The sequence below is a fragment of the Oleiphilus sp. HI0066 genome, assembly GCF_001635725.1.
Map to the genome: position 1 here is coordinate 1 of NZ_LWFH01001173.1, position 524 is coordinate 524.

Genomic DNA, 524 nt, shown 5'->3' on the forward strand with positions numbered 1-524 from the left:
GGGGACAGCCGACTTGCCATATCGCATTTAACGAGGCTACAGCCATTCTTGCCGGCGATGCTCTCCAGGCGCTGGCGTTTGAATTAGTTTCATCAAACTCCTGCCCTCAAGATAACGCAACAAAACTTAAGCTGATTCAAACACTCGCAAAAGCAAGCGGTGCTGAAGGAATGGTACTTGGTCAAGCAATTGACCTAGACTCGGTAGGCAAAGCACTGTCATTAAAACAGCTTGAAGTCATGCATCATCACAAAACTGGCAAGCTGATTAGCGCTGCAGTGGAACTGGGCGCACTGTGTGCTGAGGCATCTGAAAAAGAATTGGCCGCCTTGGCAGATTTCTCTCGAGCGCTAGGACTGGCATTTCAAGTTCAAGATGACATCTTGGATGTGACGGGCAATACCGAAACAATTGGTAAAACGTCCGGTGCAGACGAGGCACTAAACAAACCTACTTACGTTTCCCTGCTAGGTCTTGAAGGCGCTAGAGAGAAGCTAGAAGGTCTGCACAAAGATTGCCTATCT

At 48.5% G+C, this 524-nt stretch carries 1 protein-coding gene; it reads left to right on the plus strand.

Translation table 11 applies throughout. From position 1 onward, the window contains the following. A partial coding sequence (locus tag A3738_RS15715) for a polyprenyl synthetase family protein (protein ID WP_197473881.1) occupies positions 1-524 on the plus strand: 524 nt, incomplete at both ends.